Annotated in this window: 14 protein-coding genes; 1 reads left to right on the forward strand and 13 read right to left on the reverse strand. The window is 48.4% G+C overall.

Annotated elements, in window-relative coordinates; genetic code table 11:
* Positions 1-7: 7 nt before the first annotated feature.
* The 3 genes from alaS to recA form a co-directional block, all read right to left on the reverse strand.
* Positions 8-2,632 carry an alanine--tRNA ligase gene (gene alaS / locus CF168_RS15060; RefSeq protein ID WP_089068225.1) on the reverse strand — a complete coding sequence of 875 codons (2,625 nt, stop codon included), beginning with the start codon at positions 2,630-2,632 and terminating at the stop codon, positions 8-10.
* Positions 2,633-2,907: 275 nt separating this feature from the next.
* Positions 2,908-3,330, reverse strand: coding sequence for a regulatory protein RecX (locus tag CF168_RS15065; RefSeq protein WP_430980746.1), 423 nt, complete (start codon positions 3,328-3,330; stop codon positions 2,908-2,910).
* Between the two features lie 62 nt (positions 3,331-3,392).
* On the reverse strand, positions 3,393-4,466 hold the full coding sequence (gene recA, locus CF168_RS15070) for a recombinase RecA (RefSeq protein WP_011716225.1): 1,074 nt from the start codon (positions 4,464-4,466) through the stop codon (positions 3,393-3,395).
* 382 nt (positions 4,467-4,848) lie between these two features.
* Here recA and mutS point away from each other — a divergent pair, with 382 nt between their 5' ends.
* Positions 4,849-7,434, forward strand: coding sequence for a DNA mismatch repair protein MutS (gene mutS / locus CF168_RS15075; RefSeq protein WP_011716224.1), 2,586 nt, complete (start codon positions 4,849-4,851; stop codon positions 7,432-7,434).
* A 114-nt stretch (positions 7,435-7,548) separates the two neighbouring features.
* On the opposite strand, the gene rpoS is transcribed toward mutS, so the two are convergent.
* From rpoS to CF168_RS15125, 10 genes are all read right to left on the reverse strand, one after another.
* A complete protein-coding gene (rpoS, locus tag CF168_RS15080; protein ID WP_011621912.1) occupies positions 7,549-8,529 on the reverse strand; it encodes an RNA polymerase sigma factor RpoS in 981 nt (326 codons plus the stop codon).
* Between the two features lie 80 nt (positions 8,530-8,609).
* Positions 8,610-9,506 (reverse strand): peptidoglycan DD-metalloendopeptidase family protein, encoded by an 897-nt coding sequence (locus tag CF168_RS15085; protein ID WP_011716223.1) that lies wholly within the window; start codon positions 9,504-9,506, stop codon positions 8,610-8,612.
* An 84-nt stretch (positions 9,507-9,590) separates the two neighbouring features.
* On the reverse strand, positions 9,591-10,226 hold the full coding sequence (locus tag CF168_RS15090) for a protein-L-isoaspartate(D-aspartate) O-methyltransferase (RefSeq protein ID WP_011716222.1): 636 nt from the start codon (positions 10,224-10,226) through the stop codon (positions 9,591-9,593).
* Entirely contained in the window at positions 10,223-10,972 is a 750-nt protein-coding gene (surE, locus tag CF168_RS15095) for a 5'/3'-nucleotidase SurE (RefSeq protein ID WP_011716221.1), read from the reverse strand. The genes CF168_RS15090 and surE overlap by 4 nt, the downstream gene beginning before the upstream one ends.
* Entirely contained in the window at positions 10,969-12,096 is a 1,128-nt protein-coding gene (gene truD, locus CF168_RS15100; RefSeq protein WP_011716220.1) for a tRNA pseudouridine(13) synthase TruD, read from the reverse strand. Before truD ends, surE begins: the two co-directional genes overlap by 4 nt.
* Positions 12,097-12,125: 29 nt before the next feature.
* The gene (gene ispF, locus CF168_RS15105) at positions 12,126-12,605 is read right to left on the reverse strand and encodes a 2-C-methyl-D-erythritol 2,4-cyclodiphosphate synthase (protein WP_011621907.1); all 480 of its coding nucleotides are present in this window, start codon (positions 12,603-12,605) and stop codon (positions 12,126-12,128) included.
* Between the two features lie 51 nt (positions 12,606-12,656).
* Positions 12,657-13,406 (reverse strand): 2-C-methyl-D-erythritol 4-phosphate cytidylyltransferase, encoded by a 750-nt coding sequence (gene ispD / locus CF168_RS15110; protein ID WP_011716219.1) that lies wholly within the window; start codon positions 13,404-13,406, stop codon positions 12,657-12,659.
* A 10-nt stretch (positions 13,407-13,416) separates the two neighbouring features.
* Positions 13,417-13,716, reverse strand: a complete 300-nt coding sequence (ftsB, locus tag CF168_RS15115) for a cell division protein FtsB (protein ID WP_011625569.1) — start codon at positions 13,714-13,716, stop codon at positions 13,417-13,419.
* 100 nt (positions 13,717-13,816) lie between these two features.
* Positions 13,817-15,112 carry a phosphopyruvate hydratase gene (gene eno / locus CF168_RS15120; protein WP_011716218.1) on the reverse strand — a complete coding sequence of 432 codons (1,296 nt, stop codon included), beginning with the start codon at positions 15,110-15,112 and terminating at the stop codon, positions 13,817-13,819.
* Positions 15,113-15,325: 213 nt separating this feature from the next.
* A complete protein-coding gene (locus CF168_RS15125; RefSeq protein WP_011716217.1) occupies positions 15,326-16,966 on the reverse strand; it encodes a CTP synthase in 1,641 nt (546 codons plus the stop codon).
* Positions 16,967-17,042 lie beyond the last annotated feature (76 nt).

Raw genomic sequence — 17,042 nt, forward strand, 5'->3', positions numbered from 1 at the left:
CAACCTCTTAAGCTAAACGCTCAGTAATCCAAGGTAATACTTGAGACAGTGCCGCATCCAGATTTTCTGGTTGGCTACCACCCGCTTGGGCCATATCAGGGCGACCACCGCCTTTACCACCCACCTGCGCAGCAACCATAGCAACCAGTTCACCGGCCTTCACTTTACCGACTAAGTCGTTGCTCACGCCCGCAATCAGGTTCACTTTGCCTTCTTGAGCCACACCAAGCAGAATAACGGCGGATTTCAGCTTTTGCTTTAACTCATCTTGCAGGCCACGCAGTGCACCTGCTTCAACGCCTTCTAGCTTCTTAATCAGCACATTTACACCATTAACCACAACCGCATCACCGGCTAAATCCGCACTCGCGGCCGCAGCTAACTTATCTTTCAGTTGCTGCATGTCTTTTTCAAGCTGCTTCATTTTATCCAGCTGCGCTTTCAGCTTGGCCACAACCGATTGAGTATCGCCTTTCAGCAGAGCTGCTGCTTCTTCAAGTTGCGCTTGTTGCTGTGCCACATAGGCCATCGCCGCTGCGCCGGTTACCGCTTCAATACGGCGAACGCCCGCAGCAATACCGCCTTCAGAGGTAATTTTGAACAGACCAATGTCACCGGTACGGCCAACGTGAGTACCACCACACAGTTCGATAGAGAAATCGCCCATAGTGACAACACGCACCTCGGCATCATATTTCTCACCGAACAGCGCCATCGCGCCTTTTTCTTTCGCTTCATCAATCGCCATTTCAGCGACTTTCAGCTCATGGTTACGGCGAATTTGGGTGTTGACTAACTCTTCAACCTGTTTCAATTCAGCAGGCTTGACCGCTTCGAAATGAGAGAAGTCGAAACGTAAACGCTCAGGGTCAACTAACGAACCTTTTTGAGTAACGTGAGTGCCTAATACTTGACGCAGTGCAGCATGTAATAAATGAGTCACAGAATGGTTTAACTGAGTACGGTGGCGCAGTTTTTTGTCCACTTTGGCTTCAATGGCTTGACCAACACTGATAGTGCCAGCTGTTAATGTGCCCTTATGACCAGAGGCTTGACCGAATTTTTGGGTGTCGTTTACAACGAACTCAACACCTTCGGCTACCAGAACACCTTTATCGCCAACCTGACCACCTGATTCTGCGTAGAATGGCGTCACATCGAGCACCACTACGGCATCATCACCCGCATTGATTGCAGAAACTGACTCACCGTTTAGGTAAAGTGCTGTGACTTTGGCATTGCCAGTAAGTTCTGAGTAACCACAGAATGCGGTTTCAGCATCAATTTTCAGTGCTGCGTTGTAATCGGCACCGAAGTTACCCGCAGCTTGAGCGCGGCTACGTTGTTCAGCCATCGCGACTTCGAAGCCCGCTTCGTCGACGATAATGTTGCGCTCACGGCATACGTCTGCGGTTAAATCCACTGGGAAACCATAGGTATCGTACAGTTTGAACACAGTTTCACCGTCTAAGGTGTCGCCCTGCAATTCGTTTAACGCGCTATCCAGAATACCTAAACCACGCTCAAGCGTACGGGCAAACTGCTCCTCTTCGGCTTTAAGGGCTTTTTCAACAATCACTTGGGTATCGGCAAGACCTTTAGCAGCATTACCCATCACTTCAATTAGCGTCGGAACTAACTTGTAGAAGAAGGCTTCGGTGGCGCCTAACTTGTTACCATGACGCACGGCGCGGCGAATAATACGACGCAGCACATAGCCACGACCTTCGTTCGATGGCATCACACCATCGGCAACTAAGAAGGCGCATGAACGGATATGGTCGGCAATAACGCGCAGCGACTTGTTAGATAAGTCAGTCACACCGATGATTTCAGCCGCTTTGGCAATCAAGGCGCGGAAAATATCGATTTCATAGTTTGAATGCACGCCTTGCATAATTGCAGCGATACGCTCAATCCCCATACCGGTATCGACTGAAGGTTTTGGCAGCGGCAACATTTCACCAGAGGCTTGGCGATTGTATTGCATGAATACGATGTTCCAGATTTCGATGAAACGATCGCCATCTTCTTCTGGGCTACCAGGACGTCCGCCCCAAATGTGGTCGCCGTGGTCGTAGAAAATTTCGGTACATGGACCACAAGGACCCGTATCACCCATTTGCCAGAAGTTATCTGAAGCGTATGGCGCGCCCTTGTTATCGCCGATGCGAATAATGTTTTCAGCGGCAACACCAATCTTTTTATTCCAAATTTCAAAGGCTTCATCGTCTGTTTGGTACACAGTCACACACAGACGCTCTTTTGGCAGCTTCAATACTTCGGTCAGGAAGGTCCAACCAAAGTGAATCGCATCTTCTTTGAAGTAATCACCAAAGCTGAAGTTACCCAACATTTCGAAGAAAGTATGGTGACGCGCGGTGTAACCAACGTTATCTAAATCGTTGTGTTTACCACCCGCACGGACGCAGCGTTGGGCAGTGGTCGCACGTGTATAGCTACGTTTGTCCATGCCAAGAAACACGTCCTTGAACTGGTTCATACCGGCGTTGGTGAATAAAAGCGTGGGATCGTTGCCTGGTACAAGAGAACTACTGTCCACAACTTGGTGACCATTGCTGCGGAAAAATTCGAGGAAAGCACTTCTAAGCGCTGCTGTCGTTTGATACATGAAATCGTCCTGAATTGGGTAAGCATGACCAGCTACACCATAAGGTAGCCGTATTTCTATTTGCCCAGCATTATAAGCAGACTGAGGAAAGACGACCAGCCTTGAATAGCGATATAGGCTTAGGAATCTCATATTTTCGGTGAGTTTGCCGCTAAGACATGGCTTATCACAAAAGCCAAGCGGTAAAGAGGAGTCGATAAGCCGGATCAGCACGTCGGCCGAACGAAAAAGACAATGACCAGACAAGCCAAGGGCTACGAGTTTATGCCATGACGTTAGTCATCATTATCTGCCAAAGGGTCGTAATCTAAGGCGTAGGAGACTTGTTCGTAATTAAAGCCCTGGCTCAGTAAAAACCGCACCCGTTTGGCTTTTTCTTTTGCCACTAACTCCCGGGATTGCGAGCCTTTAACCTCGGTGACTTTAGGGGTTACATATTTTTTGATGGCTTTGACTTTGGCTAGCTCAAACCAATCATGCTCATTGGCTGATAAGGCAGCTTCGATACAATCCTTTGAAAGCCCTTTTTGAGCAATGGCTTGGCGAATACGGATAGACCCATGGCCACGGGCAATATGGCTGCGAACGAGAAGCTCGGCATAACGCGTATCATTGATGAAACCCGACGCTTCACAATCATCGAGCACAGGCTCGATATCAACGACCTCAAAGCCTTTTTCGAGCAGTTTGGAGCGGATTTCTTGGCGGGAATAGTCGCGGCGCGCTAACAGCGCGACCGCGATTTGACGGGCTGACTGGCTCAGAATACTTCGCCTGTTTCGAAATCAACATTGCCTTCGCTGTTTTCATCATCAGATGAAGATGAAGACATAGCGCTTGGGTTACTCAGCAGTAACTCACGCAGTGTTTTATCGATTTCAGCGGCAATTGCTGGGTTTTCAGTCAGATATTTACCGGCATTTGCACGACCTTGACCAATCTTGTCACCCTTGTAGCTGTACCATGCACCGGCTTTTTCAATCAGTTTATGGGCAACACCTAAATCGACTAACTCACCAGTACGGTTGATACCTTGACCGTAAAGAATTTGGAACTCAGCTTGTTTAAACGGCGCGGCAACCTTGTTTTTAACCACTTTAACGCGCGTCTCGTTACCCACCACTTCATCGCCTTCTTTGATAGCACCAGTACGGCGAATATCGAGACGAACAGAAGCGTAGAACTTCAGCGCGTTACCGCCCGTTGTGGTTTCTGGGTTACCAAACATCACACCAATCTTCATACGAATTTGGTTAATGAAGATTAATAGTGTATTCGATTGCTTGAGGTTACCCGCGAGCTTACGCATCGCTTGGCTCATCATACGCGCCGCTAGGCCCATGTGTGAGTCACCAATTTCACCTTCAATTTCTGCTTTGGGTGTTAATGCCGCAACCGAGTCAACGATGATCACATCTACCGCGCCAGAACGGGTTAACGCATCACAGATCTCAAGGGCTTGTTCGCCGGTATCGGGTTGTGAACACAGTAAGTTATCGATATCTACGCCTAACTTTTTAGCATAGATAGGGTCTAGCGCGTGCTCGGCATCGATAAAGGCACAGGTTTTACCTTCGCGCTGAGCAGCGGCAATCACTTCTAATGTCAGCGTCGTTTTACCTGATGATTCGGGACCATAGATCTCAACGATACGTCCCATTGGTAAACCGCCAGCCCCTAAGGCGACGTCAAGGGAAAGTGAACCAGTAGAAATAGTCTCAACATCCATAGAGCGGTCTTCGCCCAGCTTCATGATGGAGCCTTTACCAAATTGCTTTTCAATTTGGCTCAATACCGCAGCAAGTGCTTTCTCTTTGTTTGGATCGACTTTCATTCCTGTTCCCTCATCTAGACAGTATCAGTACTGTCAAAAGTGATATTCAATTTAATAAAGCGGGTAATACAAAAAGCGAGGCTCTTTGTCATAATCTGCTGACTAGTATACTGTACAATCATACAGTATCAAGACCTGTGAATGATTTATTTTTAAGTCAGAAAATTTTCCCGTTGAGACAAGCTTTTACCGACTCGTGCTGCAGATTTGTCAGGATATCAGTGAATATCCATGGTTTAAGGGTCAATTTTCAGAAAATTATTGCTAAGATTGGCGTCAATTTATTTTAGACAGTAATAGTGCACATCCACTGATTTTTTATCCCATTACTGTACGACTTATTTCCCCGCTTTGGGCCGGCATAACGGACGAAAACGATTTAATGAATCCTATAGATACCGATGATTTAGAAAAACATACCCCTATGATGCGTCAATATTTGACCATGAAAGCAGAGCATCACGACATGCTGCTGTTTTATCGTATGGGTGACTTCTATGAACTCTTCTATGATGACGCTAAACGAGCCTCAGAATTATTGGGCATTTCCCTTACGGCCCGCGGCAAAAGTGGTGGCGATCCGATCCCGATGGCGGGTATCCCTTACCATGCGGTTGAAGGCTATCTAGCAAAACTAGTTCAAATTGGTCAATCGGTCGCGATCTGTGAGCAGATTGGCGACCCCGCCACCTCAAAGGGTCCAGTTGAGCGAAAAGTGGTGCGCATCGTCACCCCAGGTACTTTGACCGATGAAGCCCTGTTGCAGGAGAGACAAGACAATCTGTTAGCCGCGGTTTACCAAGGTAAAGTTGGGTTTGGCTACGCGACCCTCGATGTGTCTTCCGGCCGTTTCGTGATTGCCGAATTAGAGACAAAAGAGTCCCTCGAAGCCGAGCTGCAACGTACCAATCCGGTCGAAATTCTCTATAGCGAAGATTTTGGCGCGATGGAGTTATTGCATCATTTTAAAGGCAAGCGTCGCCGCCCTGAGTGGGAGTTTGATTACGATACCAGCATTAAACTGCTACTGGCACAATTTGGCACTAAGGATTTGCACGGCTTTGGGATTACCGATGCGAGGCTTTCGCTGCAAGCGGCGGGCTGCTTAATGCAATATGTGAAAGACACTCAGCGCACTGCTCTGCCCCATATCAATGCCATTACCCGTTTCAATCAAACCGATACGATTGTCTTGGATGCAGCAACGCGCCGTAACCTCGAGCTGACACAAAATTTGAGTGGTGGTCGAGATAACACCCTAGCAGCCGTGCTCGACAATACAGCCACAGCGATGGGCAGCCGGATGTTGCAACGCTGGATCCATCAGCCGCTGAGAGACCATGCGCAGATTTTTGCTCGCCAAACGGCGGTCAATGAATTACTCGAGACCACGGCCCATGAGTCATTGCATGATCAGCTTAAAGCCCTAGGCGATATTGAACGTATCATGGCAAGACTGGCACTGCGTACAGCTCGTCCAAGGGATTTTGCCCGCCTACGCCAAGCATTAAACCTATTGCCTCAATTGCAGCAGTCACTCGCGCAGTTAAGTGCGCCCCATACGGTGAAACTAGGCCAACTCTTAGGTGAGTTTCCCGAAGAGCAACAACTGCTTGAGCGCGCGATTGTCGATAACCCTCCCATGCTTATCCGTGATGGCGGCGTGATCCGCGAAGGCTACAATGCCGAGTTAGATGAATGGCGAGGCTTAAGTGAAGGAGCCACAGATTATCTGGTTCAGCTCGAAGCGCGGGAAAAAGAGCGTACCGGCATTGCCACGCTGAAGGTTGGCTACAACCGAGTGCATGGCTACTACATCGAAGTCAGTCGCCTGCAATCACAGCAAGTGCCATTAAATTACCAGCGCCGTCAAACCCTTAAGAATATGGAGCGTTACATCACGCCCGAGCTTAAGGAATACGAAGAAAAAGTGCTGTCGAGCCAAGGTAAGGCGCTTGCCCTTGAAAAACAACTTTGGGACGAATTATTTGATTTAATCCTCCCCAAGTTGCATGAGCTACAAGCCTTCGCCAGAGCCGCAGCCGAACTCGATGTGCTGAGTAACTTTGCCGAACGTGCCGAAACCTTAGGCTATACCTGCCCAGAACTGAGCAGCGAAATCGGGGTAAAAATCGAAGCAGGTCGCCACCCAGTGGTCGAGCGTGTGAGTCAAACGCCTTTTATCGCCAACCCTGTCACCCTGCACAATCAACGCCGGATGTTGATTGTTACCGGTCCAAACATGGGCGGTAAATCAACCTACATGCGCCAAGTGGCGCTTATCACGCTAATGGCCCATATTGGCTGCTTTGTGCCAGCAGATCGCGCCATCATTGGCCCTATCGATCGGATTTTTACTCGGATTGGCGCCTCAGACGATCTCGCCTCTGGTCGCTCAACCTTTATGGTAGAAATGACTGAAACGGCAAATATTCTCCATAATGCGACCGCACAGAGTTTAGTCTTGATGGATGAAATTGGCCGTGGCACATCAACCTACGATGGTCTGTCATTAGCATGGTCTGCAGCGGAATATTTAGCGCAGCAAGTCGGCGCAATGACGCTGTTTGCGACCCATTATTTCGAGTTAACACAATTACCGGAACTCATGGCTGGCGTCTATAACGTGCACCTCGATGCAATTGAGCACGAAGACACCATCGCCTTTATGCACGCGGTGCAAGAAGGTGCTGCCAGTAAGAGTTATGGTTTGCAAGTTGCGGCCCTTGCCGGGGTACCTGCACGGGTGATTAAGGCGGCAAAACACAAGTTACATCAGCTTGAGAGCCGCGATCATCAAGTGGAAGGTGCTAATGTTAACGGCACTAGGGCACCGATCCAAACCCTGCTCGCCCTGCCTGAGCCAGTGGAGAATCCCGCCGTCAGCAAATTAAAAGATATCAATCCCGATAACCTGACCCCAAAACAGGCGCTGGATTTACTCTACGAGCTAAAACGCTTGAGTTAACACATAGAGTGAAAAACTCGCGATAGCATAAAAGTGAAAGCATAAAAAAACGCCCTCAAAATTGGGCGTTTTTTTATGACTTGTTTAACTGGTGGAAGGCTAAATATCTGAACCTTAGTTTCTAAAGAGTGCCTCTACAGAGAGACCTTGAGCGCCCAGCAAATCACGTAGGCGTTTTAGGGCTTCCACTTGAATTTGGCGAACACGTTCACGGGTGAGGCCAATTTCAGCACCGACGTCTTCAAGGGTTGAGGGTTCATAACCTAACAAACCAAAGCGGCGCGCTAACACTTCTCTTTGCTTGGTATTGAGTTCATTAAGCCATTTCACCACTGAGTTTGAAATGTCTTCATCTTGTACTTTGTAGTCAGGGCCTACGTTGTCGTCATCGGCCAGCACATCGAGTAACGCCTTGTCGTTATCGCCACCTAAGGGGATATCGACAGAGGTGATCTTCTCATTGAGCTTCAGCATACGGCTGACGTCAACACTGGATACTTGCAGTTTTTCGGCAATTTCTTCTGCCGTAGGTTCGTGGTCAAGTTTTTGCGCTAATTCCCGAGCCGTACGTAAATACACGTTGAGTTCTTTTACAACATGGATTGGCAAGCGAATCGTGCGGGTTTGATTCATGATGGCACGTTCAATCGTTTGTCTGATCCACCAAGTCGCATAGGTTGAGAAACGGAAGCCTCTTTCTGGATCGAATTTTTCCACCGCACGGATCAAGCCAAGATTACCCTCTTCGATTAAATCCAGCAGCGCTAGGCCGCGATTATTGTAACGACGGGCAATTTTAACCACGAGTCGCAGGTTACTCTCAATCATGCGATTACGGGATTTTTCGCAGCCTTTTAAGGCCTTACGGGAAAAGTAAACTTCTTCTTCTGCGCTAAGCAGTGGGGAAAATCCTATTTCACCTAAATAGAGCTGAGTGGCATCAAGATTTTTTTGCAGGTCATCTTGAACCTGTTGTTCGAGTCCTAGTTCTTGAACTAAATCAGCGGCAATATCCTCTTTATCGAGATCAAACTCTGCGGTATCTACGGAAAAATCTACTAGTTCTTCTGCGGCAGTGCTATTTATGCGGCTCATGATCAAATCTCCCAAACCTAATGTAAACTGCTTGAATTACTGCAATTTTTTATCCTCCATGCCAACAAGGCCCTAAACAATCATTGCTTAGGTAAATAGTTAAGTGGGTTAACAGACTGACCGTGGTAACGGATCTCGAAGCGAAGCATTACCTGATTAGTACCTGTACTGCCCATTTTTGCAACTGTCTGTCCAGCGAGGACATGTTGCTTTTCTTCGACTAAGATCTGATCTGCATGAGCATAGGCACTAAGGTAATCGTCACTATGTTTAATAATCACTAAATTACCATAACCCCTAAGAGCACTACCTGCGTATACCACCCGCCCATCTGCAGCGGCTTTGATGATATCTCCGCGTTTTCCTGCGATCTTAATTCCTTTATTTCCCTGCTCATTGGCAGAGTATGTCCCAATCAATTTACCTCTTACTGGCCATTGCCACTGACTCACACTGTCTGGCAGTGTTGATGTCGGGGCGACGATCGAAGGGTTAATACTTTGTTGAGAGCTTGTTGCAGAATACGCAGGCTTGGCTTTCTGATCAAGTGTTTTTTTCTGCTGTTCACTTGACAAGTTTTTCGCGGATGAATTGTTACTAGCTGATTGTTTATCAACAGAATTAGCTTTATTTTGTCCTTTAGACGCTGAATTACTTCCACCTAAAGTTGTAGAGCCTTTGCCATTTTGCCCGCGATCATTCGTTAAATATAGAATCTGTCCAGGGTAGATGGTGTACGATTTATCTAATTGATTAATTTTAGCAATTTCGGCGAAATCTTTACCTGCAGCCCAAGAGATCGAGTAAAGGGTGTCACCTTTCTTAACTTTATATGAATTAGATTTAATGTGGCCTTTGTTATGTTTGGAATAACTGTGGGAAAGACTTTCGACAGGTGCGGGGCGACTCGCCTGAAAGCTACAGCCCGCAAGCAACAACACTAAACTGAGGTTTAAGAGTAAACCCACATTCAACAATAAAAACTCCTCTTTAGGGCTATCTTACTGTTTTACCTAATTATAAAGTTCAAGTATTTAACGAAGTGACCTAAAGCTAAAAACTTAAGCGAGCTCGCCATTGATCAAGGGAACAAATTTGACGGTTTCGATCACTTCAGAACTAAAACGGTCCGAGCGGCGGGTAAAGCGCATCAATTGCTGCGTCTCTTCCCCCACAGGGATGATCAGCACGCCCCCTTCAGCTAACTGGGACAATAAGGCTTCGGGAACCTTAGCCGCTGCCGCCGTGACCATAATGCCATCAAAGGGGCTGCGATTCGGCCAGCCCTGCCAGCCATCGCCATATTTAAATGACACATTATGCAGATCGAGTCGCTTTAATCTTTGTCTCGCTTGGATCTGTAACCCTTTGATACGTTCAATGGTGCACAGTTCTGGCACTAATTGCGCGAGGATCGCCGCTTGGTAGCCAGAGCCCGTTCCTACCTCAAGTACCTTTTGCGGCTGATGTTGCAGCAGTAATTCTGTCATACGCGCGACGATATAAGGCTGAGAAATCGTTTGTCCTTGGCCTATAGGCAAGGCGGTATTTTCGTAGGCTTTATGGGCCAGCGCATTATCAAGAAACAACTCGCGCGGGGTACGGGATATTGCCTTAAGAACGGCTGGATGGCGGATCCCCGCCTCCTGAAGCTTTTTAGCTAAATTCACCGCCGATGTTAAGGCAACCCGAGTCATATTTTATCTACCCAATCTTGCAATACCGATAATTGTCTATGCGCAGTCAAGTCCACGGTTAAGGGAGTGATCGACACATAACCATGGGCTACCGCATGGAAGTCCGTTCCTTCACTCGCATCTTGTTCTACACCCGGTGGACCGAGCCAAAAAATCTCTTTCCCCGCAGGATCTTGTGTTCGCACTATGCCTTCGGCCTTATGCCGTGCACCTAGGCGCGTCACCCTGATCCCTTTAATCTCATCGAGCGGTAAATCGGGCACATTGATATTGAGGATCTGATCGCTCGCAATTGGATGCGCTAACAGCCCCTGCACAATTCGCCGCGCATACACAGCCGCGGTGTGATAATGCTTTAATGCCTTACCATTAAGCGAAATCGCAACGGCGGGGAAACCTAAAAACCGCCCCTCCATCGCCGCCGCTACCGTGCCCGAATATAAAGTGTCATCCCCCATATTCGCGCCAGCATTGATACCCGATACCACCATATCCGGCTCACCATCACAAAGCTCACGTATGGCTAAGTGAACGCAATCCGTGGGTGTACCGTGAACCGAAATATAACCATTATCTAACCTATTAATTCTTAATGGGTTAGTCAAGGTTAAAGAGTTACTTGCGCCGGAGCAATTACGATCGGGCGCGACCGTCATCACAGTAGCGATTTCGGCGAGCGCCTCGGTTAAGGCTCTGATCCCCGGCGCATTCACACCATCATCATTACTGACTAGGATGCGGATCATAAAGCTGACTCGCCCTTATCGGTTGTAATGGCCTCTGCTGAATCGGTTTCTGATGCTGTGTTTGTTTCAGCTGCGTTTGCATCAGGCGTGACTGTCGCTTGCCATTGCAGCTCTTTCACATCTTGATAATCAACCAGCTCTCGTAACAGCGATGTCGCAAAGCTGCCCGCAGGTAAGATAAATTCGAGCACTAATCCATCCTCGGTTTGCTCGTATTTAAGGCCTTGAGGTTCAAGCAGCAATGGACGGCGCTCCTGCTCAAGCCCCGCGTGCTCAAGGCCGTAGCAATCTTCGCTCAGCTCTGCCATGGCGAGGGTTTCAACCTCGGCGGCTTCGCCCTGCGGCAACATTTTTCCGCGGCCCCAAAGTGGCGCAGAAAGCTGAATATCCTTCTCAATCAAGCGTTTCAATACCACTAAGTCCCATTCTGGCGTGACGAAAAAGCTCTTACTGCCCGCCAGCATCACGCAATCCCCCGCTAAGGGTTTAGTGCCATGATTCGCCAAACGATAGGAGACAACGGTATTGAACAGATTGGAGCGCACCGCAGACAGGTACATGCTGCGCTTATTACGGTCTTTCACCTTTTTGCCCGCCAGCATTTGCCGACCCATCACCAGGTTTTTACCATCGTGGCCGAAACGCTGCTCACCAAAATAGTTAGGCACACCAATTTGGCTGACTTTTTCGATGCGGCTGATAATGTCTTCCACGTTTGTGACATTACGCAGGGTAAGAATAAAACGGTTGCCCAAGAGCGCGCCAATACGCAGTTTTTTGCTATGGCGACTGCTGGATAAAATGGTTAAGCGCTCGCTGTTAAGCTCGCTCCACGCCGGGGTTTCTTTACCTGGGATACGAATGCCAAACCACTGTTCTGTGATGGCATTTTTATCTTTTTGTCCGGCATAGGTCACTTCTTTGGGATGAACCTTAGCGAACTTGGCCAGCATTTCAGCCACTTGCACCGTATTCAGCCCATCCTTACGAATGTGGACTAAATGATGCTCGCCCTCGCCCGACGGGCTAAAAGGCAAAATCTCTTTCACGATAAAGTCGCTGTTAACGGTTCTTAAATCGGCGGTGGCCGTCGGTTTGCCGTACAGGTAATGTAGTTCGCTCATGGGTCTTTCTTATCTCTTAAAGTTTCAAGCTATTGGCGGCTGAGTAATACAACGGCTTCGACCGCAATGCCTTCTTTGCGGCCGGTAAACCCGAGTTTTTCAGTGGTGGTAGCCTTAACGTTGATATCGGCAATGTCAGCATTAAGATCGGCCGCCAACACTTGGCGCATATCCTCGATATGCGGCGCCATCTTTGGTGCCTGGGCAATGATAGTGACATCCAGATTACCCAGCTCAAATCCCTTCGCCCGCGCTAACGCATAACAGTGTCGCAGCAAGACGCGACTATCGGCGCCTTTATAGGCGGCATCGGTATCGGGGAAATGTTTACCAATATCCCCAAGGGCCATCGCCCCTAGAATGGCATCGGAGATGGCATGCAACACCACATCACCGTCGGAATGAGCCACCAACCCAGTTTCGTAAGGGACTTCGACCCCACATAAAATTAACGGGCGCGCTTCACCAAATTTATGGACATCAAAACCATGGCCGATTCGGATTTTCATTACTTATTTCCTAACGTATTTAATAGATTGCGCAATTCACTCTGCTTGGCTTCAAGCATTCGCGCGCAGTAAAAAAAGTTCTGCCAACTCCAAATCATCGGGATGGGTGACTTTAATGTTATCCGCCCGCCCCGCGACCAAACCAGGGGAAATGCCCGCCCACTCCATCGCCGAGGCTTCATCGGTCACGACAGCCCCCGCGGCAAGCGCGGCTTTTAAATGTAATCGCAACAAGGAGGTTGGGAATAACTGCGGTGTCAACGCATGCCAGAGATTATCGCGGCAAACAGTCGAGCTAATTTCACCTAAGCTATTGGCGCGCTTCATGGTATCCCGCACAGGCATGGCTAAAATCGCCCCTTGGGGAAAGTGCACCCGCGATGCCAACAATTTATCAATGTCTTGCGCCGTCAGGCAGGGTCTGGCCGCATCGTGAACTAAAGCCCAACCATTATCAGGCGCCTTATCGAGTGCCGCCAGCACCGAGTCGGCACGCTCAGAACCGCCAATGACAGTTACCAGCTTGGGATGCTTGGCCTGCGGCAACGCGGCAAACTTGGTATCCTCAGGATGCAGCGCCACAATCACTTGGTTAATTTGCGGATGGGATAATAACTTATCTAAGGTATGAGCCAGAATGCTTTGTCCCAGCAAGGTTAAATATTGTTTGGGTTTGCCCGCGCCCATGCGGCTGCCAATCCCCGCGGCGGGCACAATCGCCACCACATGGTGCGAGAAAGGATCAATTTGAACTGCAACTTGGGTTTCGACCTGCGGCGCGGCCTCTAATACGGTATCCATAGGCGCTCCGTTACTGCGAGGGACTCGATACTGAACGGTCACCGCCCACCACGCGATAGAAGGTTTCGCCTTCTTTCACCATGCCTAGCTCGTTACGCGCCCGCTCTTCAATCGCTTCGGTACCACTCTTAAGGTCGATAATTTCCTCTTTAAGCACTTGATTACGCTCATTGAGTTTTGCATTACCTTCTTGCTGAGCCGCGATCTGTTTTTGCAGAACAAAGTATTCGGGCAGGCTATTATCACCCGACCACAGCCGATATTGCAGCAAACCGAGAAGCACTATGAGTGCAATGACAAAGAATTTCATGGAGGAATTAGCGTCAGTATCTTGAATTAAAAAAATATACTGCAGATAGTACAACAAAAAAGGCCACCAAGTGGTGGCCTTTTTACATCAGACGACTAAATTACGCCTGACCTTTGATTTCTTTCAAACCGCGGTATGGCGCTTTTTCACCTAATTGCTCTTCGATACGCAGCAATTGGTTGTATTTAGCAACACGGTCAGAACGGCACAGTGAACCCGTCTTGATTTGGCCAGCCGCAGTACCTACCGCTAAATCAGCGATAGTAGAGTCTTCAGTTTCACCGCTACGGTGTGAAATCACCGCAGTGTAACCCGCCGCTTTTGCCATACGGATAGCCGCTAAGGTTTCAGTTAATGAACCGATTTGGTTGAACTTGATCAGGATTGAGTTAGCGATGCCGTTCTCGATACCACGGGTTAAGATCTTAGTGTTAGTTACGAATAAATCGTCGCCCACTAATTGGATCTTGTCACCCATGATCTTAGTTTGGTATGCCCAACCATCCCAATCTGACTCGTCCAGACCGTCTTCAATAGACACGATTGGATATTGCTCAGTCAGTGATTTCAGGAAGTCAGAGAAACCGTTTGAATCGAATACTTTGCCTTCGCCAGACAGGTCATATTTACCGTCTTTGTAGAACTCAGAAGCCGCACAGTCTAATGCCAGAGTCACGTCGGTACCCAGCTTGTAACCTGCTAATTCAACGGCTTCTTTGATTACCGCTAATGCATCAGCGTTAGAAGACAGGTTAGGTGCGAAACCACCTTCGTCACCCACAGAAGTGCTTAAACCTTTGCCGTGCAGTACTTTCTTCAGTGTGTGGAAAATCTCAGCGCCCATACGTAAAGCTTCGCGGAAGTTTTTCGCGCCAACAGGTTGAACCATGAACTCTTGGATATCAACGTTGTTATCAGCGTGCTCGCCACCGTTGAGGATGTTCATCATAGGCACTGGCATAGCGTATTGGCCAGGAGTACCGTTTAATTCCGCAATGTGAGCGTATAAAGGCATGCCTTTGAATGCTGCAGCCGCTTTAGCCGCCGCTAAAGACACAGCCAGAATCGCGTTAGCGCCTAACTTGTCTTTGTTTTCAGTGCCGTCTAAGTCGATCATGATTTGATCAAGCTCAGCCTGTGCAGTCGCATCTTTACCGATTAACGCCGCACGGATAGGGCCGTTTACGTTAGCCACAGCCGTTAATACACCTTTACCTAAGTAACGGCTCTTGTCGCCATCACGCAGTTCCAGCGCTTCGCGGCTACCGGTAGAAGCACCAGATGGCGCAGCCGCCATACCGATAAAACCACCTTCTAAATGCACTTCGGCTTCAACTGTTGGGTTACCACGAGAATCCATAATCTCGCGACCAATCACGTTAATAATCTTAGCCATATTACCCTCGATTTAAGTTTAAAAGAGAAAAGAAAAAACCAATACCAATGGGAATTAACAGATGTAGAGTACGACCAAAATCTTTAAATTCCGTTTACTATTTCCGTCTATACGCATGTCGTTTATACACATGGGTATGAGTTTTGACTCATGATTACGCGGCCTGAGTGTAACAAAAGGCCGGGCCCACTGTCGCGGGTCCGGCCTTAAAATTTATTTCTTCAGATCACGTTTTTGATGTGCACTTGCGGCAGCAACGAAACCTTCGAACAATGGATGACCATCGCGTGGGGTCGAAGTGAATTCTGGGTGGAATTGACCCGCTACAAACCAAGGATGATCTTTCAGCTCAATCATCTCAACCAGTTTACGGTCCGAAGATAAACCACTAAATACCAGACCCGCTTGCTCTAAACGTTCTCTGTACTTGTTGTTCACTTCGTAACGGTGACGGTGACGCTCAACACAAGTGTTACCTTTGTACGCTTGCGCCGCTTTTGAGCCTTCCAGCAGGTGACATAACTGCGCACCTAAACGCATAGTGCCACCTAAATCAGAAGCTTCATGGCGTTGTTCAACGTTACCTTCTTCATCAACCCATTCAGTGATTAAGCCAACCACAGGGAATGGCGTTGCTTTATTGAACTCGGTTGAGTGAGCATCGGTCATGCCAGCAACGTTACGAGCGAATTCAATCAGCGCCACTTGCATACCTAAACAGATACCAAAGTACGGCAGCTCGTTTTCACGGGCATATTTAGCCGCTAGGATCTTACCTTCCACACCGCGCTCACCGAAGCCACCTGGAACTAAGATACCGTCTAAACCTTGCAGAACTTCATCGCCTTTCGCTTCAACGGTTTGTGAGTCAATATACTTGATGCTCACAGATACACGGTTCTTCAGACCCGCGTGTTTTAATGCTTCGTTGACTGACTTATAGGCGTCTGGCAGTTCGATGTATTTACCGACCATACCAATCACGACTTCGCCGTTTGGATTGGCTTCTTGGTAAATGACGTTTTCCCACTCAGACAAGTCAGCTTCGCGGCATTCTAAGCCAAAACGCTTAACCACTAAGTCATCTAAACCCTGTGAACGCAGCAGCGCAGGGATCTTGTAGATGCTGTCGACGTCTTTTAATGAAATAACCGCACGTTCTTCAACGTTACAGAATAACGAAATCTTCGCACGTTCGTTGGCAGGAATCGCGCGGTCGCCACGGCAGATCAGCACATCCGGTGCAATACCGATAGAACGCAATTCTTTCACTGAATGTTGAGTCGGTTTCGTTTTCACTTCACCCGCGGCGCCAAGGAATGGCACTAAGGTTAAATGCATAAACAGGGTACGATCGCGGCCCAGTTCAACGCCTAATTGGCGGATAGACTCAAGGAATGGCAGTGATTCGATATCACCAACAGTACCGCCGATTTCAACGATAGCCACATCGTGACCTTCACCGCCTGCAATCACTTTTTCTTTGATCGCGTTAGTGATGTGTGGGATCACCTGAATCGTCGCGCCTAAATAGTCACCGCGACGCTCTTTACGCAGTACTTCCTCGTAAATACGACCCGTAGTGAAGTTGTTGCGACGGTTCATCTTAGTACGGATGAAACGCTCATAGTGGCCAAGGTCAAGGTCTGTTTCTGCGCCGTCCTCAGTCACAAACACTTCACCATGTTGCGTTGGGCTCATGGTACCTGGATCAACGTTAATGTATGGGTCCAGTTTCATGATGGTTACATTGAGACCACGGGCCTCTAAAATTGCGGCTAATGAAGCGGCTGCAATGCCTTTACCTAGTGATGAAACCACACCACCAGTAACGAAGATATACCTTGTAGTCATGCTGAACCTGAGAAAATGAGTTTGAAAATACGTGCTTGTAAGAAAGCACTAGGACGGGGCAGTAGTATACCAAAGG

The organism is Shewanella bicestrii (assembly GCF_002216875.1).
GTDB classification, from domain to species: Bacteria; Pseudomonadota; Gammaproteobacteria; order Enterobacterales; family Shewanellaceae; genus Shewanella; species Shewanella seohaensis.

Excerpts from the sequence above, each read along its gene's own strand:
- surE (WP_011716221.1), bottom strand. The coding sequence starts at position 10,972 with ATGATCCGCATCCTAGTCAGTAATGATGATGGTGTGAATGCGCCGGGG.
- recA (WP_011716225.1), bottom strand. The coding sequence starts at position 4,466 with ATGAAAGTCGATCCAAACAAAGAGAAAGCACTTGCTGCGGTATTGAGC.
- ftsB (WP_011625569.1), bottom strand. The coding sequence starts at position 13,716 with ATGAAATTCTTTGTCATTGCACTCATAGTGCTTCTCGGTTTGCTGCAA.
- mutS (WP_011716224.1), top strand. The coding sequence starts at position 4,849 with ATGAATCCTATAGATACCGATGATTTAGAAAAACATACCCCTATGATG.
- rpoS (WP_011621912.1), bottom strand. The coding sequence starts at position 8,529 with ATGAGCCGCATAAATAGCACTGCCGCAGAAGAACTAGTAGATTTTTCC.
- ispF (WP_011621907.1), bottom strand. The coding sequence starts at position 12,605 with ATGAAAATCCGAATCGGCCATGGTTTTGATGTCCATAAATTTGGTGAA.
- eno (WP_011716218.1), bottom strand. The coding sequence starts at position 15,112 with ATGGCTAAGATTATTAACGTGATTGGTCGCGAGATTATGGATTCTCGT.
- alaS (WP_089068225.1), bottom strand. The coding sequence starts at position 2,632 with ATGTATCAAACGACAGCAGCGCTTAGAAGTGCTTTCCTCGAATTTTTC.
- truD (WP_011716220.1), bottom strand. The coding sequence starts at position 12,096 with ATGAGCGAACTACATTACCTGTACGGCAAACCGACGGCCACCGCCGAT.
- CF168_RS15125 (WP_011716217.1), bottom strand. The coding sequence starts at position 16,966 with ATGACTACAAGGTATATCTTCGTTACTGGTGGTGTGGTTTCATCACTA.
- ispD (WP_011716219.1), bottom strand. The coding sequence starts at position 13,406 with ATGGATACCGTATTAGAGGCCGCGCCGCAGGTCGAAACCCAAGTTGCA.
- CF168_RS15090 (WP_011716222.1), bottom strand. The coding sequence starts at position 10,226 with ATGACTCGGGTTGCCTTAACATCGGCGGTGAATTTAGCTAAAAAGCTT.